Below are 9,372 nucleotides of genomic sequence, written 5' to 3' on the forward strand. Positions count from 1 at the left end.
AGCATGGACCTTGTGATGAACGCGACGGCCGGCACCAGCATCGCGGCGCTCCAGTCCAGCCCTTCGGCGAGCGGCGTCGACGCGGCGGCCCCGACGGCGATCAGCGCCCCGTAGGCGATCAGCGGGAAGATCCACCGGTTCGACCGCAGCAGCAGGGCCGCCTGGTAACGCAGCAGCGCGGTCATCGCCCGGCCGCCCGCCCGCCGCGCTCGGACGGCTCGGCCTGCCCCGACGGCTCGGCCTGCTCGGTGCGCACGCCAGTGACGTGCACCCCATCCCAGCCGAGCACCTGCCGCAGCACCTCATCGGACACGCCGGACGACACGCGCACGGCGCCATCGCCACAGGACAGCACGCCCGGCAGGCCGCCGAGCACAGTCGCCGACGATGGTTCAAGCCCGGTCAGTTCGATCACGACGACGCTCTCCGGCGCGGAACCTGAACGCGCCCCGTCGCCCGCGCCAGCGACAACGGTCACCTGCCCGCTGTCATCCAGCCGCCAGCGTTCGGAAATCCGCCCGGCGAGCCGCGCCTGCTCGTGATCCACGAACATGACGGCCCCGCCGTCGGCCAGCCGCTCCACGACGGCGGCGTCGAGTTCGCCGCGCGCTGCCTGGTCGAGCCCGGTCCACGCCTCATCGAGCACCAGCAGCCCCGGGCGGGCGAGCAGCGCCTGAGCGAGAGCCACCTTCTGGCACATGCCCTTCGACAGCGCCCGCAGCGGCTGGCCCGCGTAGCTCGCCGCGCCCAGCCGGTCCAGCCACTCATCCACTGCCCGCGCCGCCGCGGGACCGCGCAGGCCGTGTACCCGGGCGAGGTGCAGCAGGTAGTCGCGGCCGGAGAACGGCAGCCCGCCGGGGAACCGCTCAGGCACGTACCCGGTGTGCGGCCGCCCGGTCACCCGTCCCTTCGACGGCAGCGACACCCCCGCGGCGACCCGGAGCAGCGTGGACTTGCCGCTGCCGTTCCGCCCCTCGAGCCTGATGAGCCGCCCGGGGAGCACGTCGAGGCTCACGGACCGCACCACCCATGGCTGGCGCAGCCCGTACCGCTTGCCCACCGACTCCAGCCGCATCCGGACCTCCTGCCGCGCAGCGTAGCCCACCGCCCGCAAACGGTCTCACCGCGCCCAATGTCACGAAATGGTGCAACAGGGGGGGCGAACACGCGAAAACGGGCCGCGTGCGCCCGCGGTAGTAGCACAATAAGGCGCGCATCACGGATGATCGCAGAGGGCGGAGACATGAGCGTTATCGAAACGGCGGGTGTGCGCACGCTCGCCGGACACACGGGCGCGGTCAACTCGGTGGCCTTCAGCCCGGACAGTGCCCGGGTCAGCACCGCTAGCGAAGACAACACCGCCCGGCTGTGGAACGCCGCCACCGGCCAGCTCCTGCACACGTTCACCGGTCATACCGACGCGGTGTTCGCGGCGCCGTTCAGCCCGGACGGCCGCCGGGTGGCCACCGTCAGCGCCGACGTGACGCCGCGGCTGTGGGACGTCGCGACCGGCGCCTGCGCGTACGAGCTCGTGGGCCACACGATCGCCGTGTTCGGCGTCGCCTTCAGCCCGGACGGCACACTGCTCGCCACCACGAGCTACGACGAGACGGTCCGGCTGTGGCAGTCGCGCAGCGGCGCCCCCCTGCACGTGCTCGAAGGCCACAGCGACATCGTGTACGGCGCCGCGTTCAACCCCGACGGCGCGCTGCTCGCCACCGCCAGCGGCGACGGCACCATCCGGCTGTGGAACACCAGGTCCGGCGCGTGCCTGAGCATCCTGACCGGCCACATCGGCATCGTCTCCGCCGTGACGTTCAGCCCGGACGGCGCGCTGATCGCGACCGCGAGCTTCGATGGCACCACACGGCTGTGGGACGTCCGGACGGGCAACTGCGTGCGCATCCTGAGCGGCCATTCCGACACCGTGTGGTCCGTCGCTTTCAGCCCGAACGGACGCGTGGTGGCCGCCGCGAGCGAAGACGCGACCGCGAGGCTGTGGGACACCGAGTCCGGTGCCCCGATCCGCACCCTGGAAGGCCACACGGACTCGGCGTTCGTCGTCGCGTTCAGCCCCGACGGCGCGCTCGTCGCGACCGCAAGCTCGGACGCCACGGTCCGGCTCTGGGACTCGGTCACCGGAAAGTGCCTGCGCACCCTCGAAGGCCACGCCGGCGCGGTCAGCTCCCTGGCGTTCAGCCCCGACGGTCGCCAGATCGCCACCGCCAGCGCCGACGAAACCGCCCGCCTCTGGCCCCTCTAGCTGGCCCCTCTAGCGGCCCCGTCAGCCGCGGGGGATGACCGCGTACGTGACCGCGGCCGCGGCGGCGCCGAGGACGCAGCCGGCGATGACCTGGGCCGTGGTGTGGTCCTTCAGCACGACGCGAGACCAGGCGGTGAGCGCGACGAGCGCGTAGCACGGGATGACCCGCGGGCCGTACATCAGGCCGAGGATCGTCACGGAACCGCAGGCGACCGCGCAGTGGATCGAGATCTTCCAGACGGTCGTGATGGCGGCGAGCACCGCCACGCTGACGAGCATGCAGCCGAAGTACCCGGACAGCTCCGGCGGGGCGCCGAGCGCGACGAGCAGCACCAGGCCCGCCGCGAGCGACGCGGTGATGAACGTCAGGACGATGAGCCTGGGGCGCTTGGCGCCGACGTTCCTGTCGTCCCACTGGCCGTGCCGGATGCCGCGGGTGATGAACAGCGTGGGCACCACGCCCGCGAAGAAGGCCGCGAGCAGTCCCCAGCCCAGGCCCGCCGTACCGTCCGCATGCCAGCCGACGACGATAACGGTGGCGATGATCCAGTTCTTCGGCTCAAGCAGGTACGTGACCCGCTCCGCCACCGTCCTATCCCTCACCGGTACTTCACGGGACCAGGCAACCACCAGTCACGGCCGGCTGGCAAGCTCGATTCCCGGGTTGTCCCGCACGCGGCCGGAGAGTTACGGTCCGGTCATGCCAGCACGCACCGGCGCGGAATTCCTGGACCGGCTCGCCGCCGCCAGGACGCACGTGGAGATCCAGGGCGAGACGCTGACCGGGGGAGTGGCGGAGCACCCCGCGTTCCGCAATGTGGTGCGCAGCTACGCGGAACTGTTCGACATGCAGCACGACCCGGCGTACCGGGACGTGCTGACCTACCCGTCGCCGCTGACCGGCGAGCCCGTGGCGACCTCGTTCCTGATGCCGCGCACGCCGGCCGACCTGGAAAAGCGCCGCCTGGCGTTCAAGCTCTGGGCCGACCGGTCGCTGGGCATGCTCGGCCGCACCGGCGACTACCTGAACAGCGCGCTGATGGCGCTGGCGTCGGCCGCCGACTGGTTCGGCCAGGCGGACTCCGCTTTCGCGCGCAACATCGCGGCGTACTACGAGAAGGTCCGCGAAGAAGACCTGCTGTGCACGCACACCCTCATCCCGCCGCAGGCCAACCGCGCGGTCACCGGCAGTCAGCAGGCCGGGGGAGCGCTGATGGCACACGTCGTCCGCGAGGACGACAACGGCGTGGTGGTGCGCGGCGCGCGGATGCTCGCCACGATCGGCCCGTTCGCCGACGAGCTGCTCGTCTTCCCGTCGACCGTGCTGCGCGGCACGCCGGAGGACAAGCCGTACTCGTTCGCGTTCGCGATCCCGTCGGACGCCCCAGGCCTGCGGTACATCGCCCGCGAGCCGCTGGACTACGGCCGGACGCACTTCGACCACCCGCTCGGCTCACGGTTCGACGAATCCGACGCGGTGGTGGTCTTCGACGACGTGCACGTCCCCTACGAGCGCTGCTTCGTCCTCGGCGATCCCGAACTGTGCAACGGCTTCTACACCGCCACGTCGGCGGTCGCGCACATGACGCACCAGGTGCTGGCCCGCACCACCGCGAAGACCGAGTACATCCTCGGCCTGGTCACGCTGCTGACGGAGGCGATCGGCATCGGCCAGTTCCAGCACGTCCAGGCCGACCTCGCCGAGATCATCACGACCCTGGAGACGCTGCGCGCGTTCGGCCGCGCCGCCGAGGCGGACGCGGCGGTCAACTCCTACGGCGTGCTCACCCCGGCCTGGGCACCCCTCAACGCGGCACGCAACCTCTACCCGCGGCTCTACCAGCGGTTCCCGGAGATCCTGCGCAAGCTGGGCGCGTCCGGCCTGATGGCGACCCCCACCGAGGCCGACGTGACCGGCCCGGCCGCCGCCGACATCGACACCTACCTGCAGGCGGCGACGCTGTCAGGCGCGGAGCGAGTCCGGCTGTTCCGCCTCGCCTGGGACACCTGCATCTCAGCGTTCGCGGGCCGCCAGGCGCTGTATGAGTACTACTTCTTCGGCGACCCGGTCCGGATGGCCGGCGCCTACGCCGGAAGCTACGACAAGACCCCGTACGCGGACCGCGTCCGGGATTTCCTGCGGCGGTGATGACGCATGTGCCGCTGGCTCGCTTACACGGGCGCACCAATTTCGCTGAGCGAAGTGCTCTACACGCCGGTTCACTCACTGATCGACCAGAGCCTGCACTCCCGGCTCGGAGCCGAGACAACCAACGGCGACGGTTTTGGCGTCGGCTGGTACGACGCCGCCGCGGCCCCCGGGCTGTTCCGCAGCATTGAACCCGCGTGGAATGACCTGAACCTGCGCGAGCTCGCCGGCCACGTCAGTTCGCATCTGTTCTTCGCCCACGTCCGCGCGGCGATCGGCTCGGCGGTCCAGCAGACCAACTGCCACCCGTTCCGCCATGGCCGGTGGCTATTCATGCACAACGGGTTCATCGACGGCTTCGCGGCGATCAAGCGCGACCTGGTGCTCGCGGTCGACGAGTCCCTGTACCCGGAGATCCAGGGCACCTCCGACACCGAGGTGCTGTTCTACCTGGCGCTTACCTTCGGCCTGCAGGAGGATCCGCCGGGAGCGGTCGCACGCGCGATCGGGTTTGTGGAGGCGCGCGGGCGAGGCCGGGGCGTCGATTACCCGTTCCAGGGCACTCTCGCGACGTCCGACGGCGAGACCTTGTGGGCGTTCCGGTACTCCAGCCAGGGCGACTCCCGGTCCCTGTTCTACACCCGCGATGTCCGCACGCTCCGGCGGGAGTATCCCGACCGGGAAATCCTCCGCGAGGTACCGGACGACGCGCGGCTCGTGGTCTCCGAGCCGATCGGCGACCTGCCCGGCGCGTGGGAGGAAATGCCCGAGGCGACCTATGCCGTGGTCCGCCCGGGCGAGGACCAGCTGCTCCCCTTCCGCCCCGAATAACCCAATCCCCTGCCACGCCCCTGACCCCTGATAACAGCAAGAAGCCGTGGCTGGGCGCTGGCATCCTCGGGCCACGTCGATTACGCAATCGACACCCCTTCTATCTGGGACCAGCCTGCAGAAACAGGAACACCGGCCTGCAGGGAGGCGGCCGGGCGCCTGGCGTGAATATGCGACCGGATATTTAACCTTTCCCGGCATTCCTCCGCGTGCGCCATGAGGCGCGGGCTGCGGTTCCCCGATTGGGTGTCCTTTCGGGCGGATGGCGCCCGAAAGGACACCCAATGATGGCCGACAGCCCTCTCGATACCCCGGCTGGGTATCTGAACCATGCCTTGCGGGGGCGCTGGCAACAGCGTCCCCGCGGGGTCTGCCCGGGTCAGGAGACCTGGAAGGAGCGCTTCGCGAAGCCCATCCAGTAGCCGTCGATCACCGTCTCCACGGGCGCCGTCGGGTCGGAGGCGGCGCCGAGCGTGACGAACAGCGGCAGGAAATGGTCCGCCGTCGGGTGCGCGTACGGCATCCCCGGCGCCTGCCGGAACCGGGCCAGCGTCTCCACGTCGCCGCGCTCCAGCGCCTCGGCGGCCCACTGGTCGAAGTCGGACGACCAGTTAGGCACGGCCGACCCGAACACCATCTCACGGGTCACGAACGGCAGCCCGTGGGTGAGGAACCCCGACCCGATGACGAGCACCCCGGACGAGCGCAGCGGCCGCAGCCGAGCGCCCAGCGAAAGCAACGCGGACGGGTCCGACGTCGGGATCGACAGCTGCAGCACGGGCACGTCCGCGAGCGGGTACATGACCATGAGCGGCACCCAGGCCCCGTGGTCGAGCCCGCGGCTCGGGTGCTGGTGGACGCCGGAAGCGGCAGGCATCAGGCCCGCGACCTCGCGCGCCAGGGACGACGCGTCCGGCGTGGGATACGTCAGCGTGTAGTACCGCGGCTGGAACCCGCCGAAGTCGTAGACCAGCGGCGTCGCCGCGCCAGGCGCGGACAGCATCAGCGGCGCGGCCTCCCAGTGCGCCGAGACGATCAGCACGCCCCGCGGCTTGGGCAGCGTGTGCGTCCACGACGCGAGCTGCGCCATCCACTCCGCGTCGTCGAGCAGCGGGGGAGCGCCGTGCCCTATGTACAAAGCGGGCAGCGCGCCGTCATCGGGAGTCCACGCGCGCTGCGCGGCGCTGGCCGGGGCCGCCGTCGCGGCGAACTCGTCGTACGCGCCCGCCGGCACCAGCGGATCGAAGATCGAGCGCGTCGCCACGACCACTCACCACCTCGGCAATAGAAACTTGACCCATCAAACCTAACCGTAAGAACCTTGAAGCGTCAACTTATTGCCGTGCCCGCGCGCGGCACCGGGGACCTTGTGCGCCCGGACAGTTCCCATAACCGCCGGACAGGCGAACAATCGGAGAATGACCCTACGCGAGGAACTAGCCGCGGGCACCTTCTCGGTCACCGCCGAACTCAACCCGCCAGTAGATCCCGTCGCCGACCCGGTGCGCGCCACCGCGGCGAAGCTGGCGCCGCTGGTCGCCGCGGCTAACGTGACCGACAACCAGGCGGCCACGGTCAAGGTCACCCCGCTGGCTGTCTCGGTCTGGATGATCGAGCAGGGTCTCGAGCCGATCATGCAGGTGACCACCCGCGACAGGAACATCATGGCGCTGCAGGCCGATCTCCTCGGCGCCTGGGCCCTCGGCGTCAGGAACATCCTCGCCCTGTCCGGCGACCCACTGAAGGTCGGCAAGTACGCGGACATCGCCACCAAGGTCGGCGACGTCGACTCCCTCGGCCTCGTCCGGCTGATCAGGAAGATGAACGACGGTGAACTCGCCGCCGGCGAGAAGCTCTCCACCCCAACAGACTTTTACGTCGCGAGCGCGATGAACCCGCTGGTCGACGCCCCGGAGAAGGTCAAGTCAAAGCTCGACGCCGGCACCGAGTTCTTCCAGACCAACATCGTCTACGACGTGCCGCGCTTCGCGAAATGGTTCGCCCCGCTCACCGAGCAGGGCCTGCTCGAGAACGTCCCCGTCCTCGTCGGCATCATGCCGCCGCGCAGCACCCGCGCGCTGGAGCACATGCACAACCACATCCCCGGCGTCGAGGTCGACGACGCGACCTTCGCCCGCCTGAAGGACCTGACCGGCGATGACGCGAAGGAGGCGGGTGTCCGGGTCGCCGCCGACGTGATCAGCCAGCTGCGCGAGGTGCCCGGCGTGGCGGGCGTGCACATCATGGCGCCCACTTGGGAGGCCGAGGCGGTCGCCCGTGTTGTCGAGGCGGCAGGGCTTGAAGCGTCAACCTCATGACGTAGCCTGGTAGGCATGAACTGGCTCACGGCCGAGGAGCAAGCCGCCTGGCGTTCCGTTGTCGCGCTGCTCATCCGGCTGCCCGCCGCCATCGAGGCCGAGCTGCAACGGGACGCGGGCATCAGCCAATTCGAGTACCTCGTGCTGTCCGGCCTGTCCGAGGCCCCGGACCGTACGCTGCGGATGAGCGACCTGGCCGCGATGGCGAGCGGCTCGCTGTCGCGGCTGTCGCACGTCGTCAGCCGCCTCGAGGCCAGGGGCTGGGTCCGCCGTGAAGCCTGCCCGGGCGACGGCCGGTTCATCAACGCGGTGCTCACCGACGACGGCTGGGCGAAGGTGGTCGCGACCGCCCCCGGCCACGTCGCCGCGGTGCGCAGGCTGCTCATCGACGTGCTGACTCCCGAGCAGCTGCGGGAACTCGGCGCGATCAGCGATGAGGTCCTCACCGGGCTGGCGCGGTCAACGATCATCCCGAACGGACCCGTGGCCTCTCCAGCTCCGCCCGATTAGCTCCGCTCGCGGGCCGGCACCACCAGGCCCGACTCGTACGCGGCCACGACGGCCTGCGTCCTGTCCCGCAGCCCCAGCTTGGCGAGGATCCGGCTGACGTGCGTCTTCACCGTCTCCTCGGTCACGACCAGGCGGGCCGCTATCTCCGGGTTGGACAGGCCCTCGGCGACCAGCCGGACCACTTCTGTCTCCCGGGGGGTGAGCGCGGCGAACGCCGCCGGCGCGACCGAGGCGGGCCCGGCCGCTCTGGCGCCCGGCCGGATCCGGGTGAACTCGCTGATCAGGCGCCGGGTGACCGCCGGCGCTAGCAGCGCCTCGCCGGCCGCGACCACGCGGACCGCCTCGAAGAGCCGCTCAGCGGTCGCGTCCTTGAGCAGGAACCCGCTGGCGCCCGCCCGCAGCGCGTCGAAGACGTACTCGTCCAGGTCGAACGTGGTCAGGATCAGCACCCGCGGCACGTGCCCGGCGCCGGCCACCAGCTGCCTGGTCGCCTCGATGCCGTCGGTGCCTGGCATCCGCACGTCCATCAGCACCACGTCGGGCTTGAGTTCCTCGCACGCTAGCATCGCCTCGGCGCCGTCCGACGCGGTGCCGAGCACGGTGAAGTCCGGCTGGGTGTCGAGCAGCGCCGCGAACCCGGCCCGCACGACCTCATGGTCGTCGGCGACGACGATGCCGATGTCCTCGCTCACGTTTCCTCGCTCACGGGGCTGCCTCCGCTCGGGACGATTGGGCCGAGGGCTCCCGCAGCCCGGCGACCTCCGGTTTCGCCGGCAGGACCGCCTCGACGACGAACCCGCCGCCCGGCGCGGGCCCGGTCCACAGTGTGCCGCCCACCGCGAGCGTCCGCTCCCGCATCCCGAGCAGTCCATGCCCGCCGCCCGCCAGGTCCGCCGGCCTGTAACTCTCGGTCCCTGGTCTCTCCGGCGCCCCCTCGGGTCCCGGGCCGTTGTCGCGGACCCGCAGCCGCAGCGCGTCGTCGGCGTAGCGCAGCTCCACGTCGACGGCGGCGCCAGGCGCGTGCCGCCGCGCGTTGGTCAGCGCCTCCTGCACGATCCGGTAGGCGGCGAGCTCGAGGCCGGGGTCGAACTCCGTCACGGGGCCGGACACGATCAGCCTGATGCCCGCCCCCGACGCGTCCCTGGCCGCGTCGACCAGCTCCGCGAGCTGGGGCAGCCCGGGCAGCGGATGCCGGTCGGCGACGGTCGCGCCGGCGTCCTCCGCATCCTCGCGGAGGACGCCGAGCAGCCGCCGCATCTCGGTCAGCCCGGCCCGCGCGGTGTCGCCGATCTCAGCGAACC

The 9,372-nt window shown here is 71.0% G+C and carries 11 protein-coding genes; 5 read left to right on the top strand and 6 right to left on the bottom strand.

The features are described 5' to 3' along the window. The coding region (locus WA805_RS08810) for a hypothetical protein (protein ID WP_425242091.1) at window positions 1-185 on the bottom strand (185 nt) is incomplete at its 3' end. Beyond that, window positions 182-1,075 carry an ATP-binding cassette domain-containing protein gene (locus WA805_RS08815; protein WP_425242092.1) on the bottom strand — a complete coding sequence of 298 codons (894 nt, stop codon included), beginning with the start codon at window positions 1,073-1,075 and terminating at the stop codon, window positions 182-184. The genes WA805_RS08815 and WA805_RS08810, both read right to left, overlap by 4 nt. Before the next feature lie 168 nt (window positions 1,076-1,243). Between WA805_RS08815 and WA805_RS08820 the strand changes: the two genes are divergently transcribed. After that, the gene (locus tag WA805_RS08820) at window positions 1,244-2,263 is read left to right on the top strand and encodes a WD40 repeat domain-containing protein (RefSeq protein WP_425242093.1); all 1,020 of its coding nucleotides are present in this window, start codon (window positions 1,244-1,246) and stop codon (window positions 2,261-2,263) included. A gap of 21 nt (window positions 2,264-2,284) precedes the next feature. Here the strand turns inward: WA805_RS08820 and WA805_RS08825 are convergent, their stop codons facing one another. Next, on the bottom strand, window positions 2,285-2,851 hold the full coding sequence (locus WA805_RS08825; protein ID WP_422275973.1) for a phosphatase PAP2 family protein: 567 nt from the start codon (window positions 2,849-2,851) through the stop codon (window positions 2,285-2,287). A gap of 112 nt (window positions 2,852-2,963) precedes the next feature. Between WA805_RS08825 and hpaB the strand changes: the two genes are divergently transcribed. Both hpaB and WA805_RS08835 read left to right on the top strand, forming a co-directional pair. Continuing rightward, window positions 2,964-4,412: a 4-hydroxyphenylacetate 3-monooxygenase, oxygenase component gene (hpaB, locus tag WA805_RS08830; RefSeq protein ID WP_422275975.1), complete on the top strand. Its 1,449-nt coding sequence runs from the start codon at window positions 2,964-2,966 to the stop codon at window positions 4,410-4,412. Between the two features lie 54 nt (window positions 4,413-4,466). Continuing rightward, window positions 4,467-5,243 carry a class II glutamine amidotransferase gene (locus WA805_RS08835; RefSeq protein WP_425242094.1) on the top strand — a complete coding sequence of 259 codons (777 nt, stop codon included), beginning with the start codon at window positions 4,467-4,469 and terminating at the stop codon, window positions 5,241-5,243. Window positions 5,244-5,622: 379 nt separating this feature from the next. Here WA805_RS08835 and WA805_RS08840 read toward each other — a convergent pair whose 3' ends face one another. After that, the gene (locus WA805_RS08840; RefSeq protein ID WP_424562269.1) at window positions 5,623-6,507 is read right to left on the bottom strand and encodes a dioxygenase; all 885 of its coding nucleotides are present in this window, start codon (window positions 6,505-6,507) and stop codon (window positions 5,623-5,625) included. A gap of 154 nt (window positions 6,508-6,661) precedes the next feature. Here WA805_RS08840 and WA805_RS08845 point away from each other — a divergent pair, with 154 nt between their 5' ends. Beyond that, the gene (locus tag WA805_RS08845; protein ID WP_422272227.1) at window positions 6,662-7,561 is read left to right on the top strand and encodes a methylenetetrahydrofolate reductase; all 900 of its coding nucleotides are present in this window, start codon (window positions 6,662-6,664) and stop codon (window positions 7,559-7,561) included. Between the two features lie 15 nt (window positions 7,562-7,576). Continuing rightward, window positions 7,577-8,071 (top strand): MarR family winged helix-turn-helix transcriptional regulator, encoded by a 495-nt coding sequence (locus tag WA805_RS08850; RefSeq protein WP_422272225.1) that lies wholly within the window; start codon window positions 7,577-7,579, stop codon window positions 8,069-8,071. Here the strand turns inward: WA805_RS08850 and WA805_RS08855 are convergent. After that, a complete protein-coding gene (locus tag WA805_RS08855; protein WP_425242095.1) occupies window positions 8,068-8,763 on the bottom strand; it encodes a response regulator in 696 nt (231 codons plus the stop codon). The genes WA805_RS08850 and WA805_RS08855 overlap by 4 nt on opposite strands. A 10-nt stretch (window positions 8,764-8,773) precedes the next feature. Then, window positions 8,774-9,372 (bottom strand): sensor histidine kinase (locus WA805_RS08860; RefSeq protein WP_425242096.1); only part of this gene is annotated, 599 nt, incomplete at its 5' end.

The organism is Trebonia sp. (assembly GCF_049794275.1).
Taxonomy (GTDB): Bacteria; Actinomycetota; Actinomycetes; order Streptosporangiales; family Streptosporangiaceae; genus Trebonia.

Bases quoted from the DNA above. Each gene is read 5' to 3' on its own strand.
- WA805_RS08815 (WP_425242092.1), bottom strand. From the start codon at position 1,075: ATGCGGCTGGAGTCGGTGGGCAAGCGGTACGGGCTGCGCCAGCCATGG.
- WA805_RS08820 (WP_425242093.1), top strand. From the start codon at position 1,244: ATGAGCGTTATCGAAACGGCGGGTGTGCGCACGCTCGCCGGACACACG.
- hpaB (WP_422275975.1), top strand. From the start codon at position 2,964: ATGCCAGCACGCACCGGCGCGGAATTCCTGGACCGGCTCGCCGCCGCC.
- WA805_RS08845 (WP_422272227.1), top strand. From the start codon at position 6,662: ATGACCCTACGCGAGGAACTAGCCGCGGGCACCTTCTCGGTCACCGCC.
- WA805_RS08850 (WP_422272225.1), top strand. From the start codon at position 7,577: ATGAACTGGCTCACGGCCGAGGAGCAAGCCGCCTGGCGTTCCGTTGTC.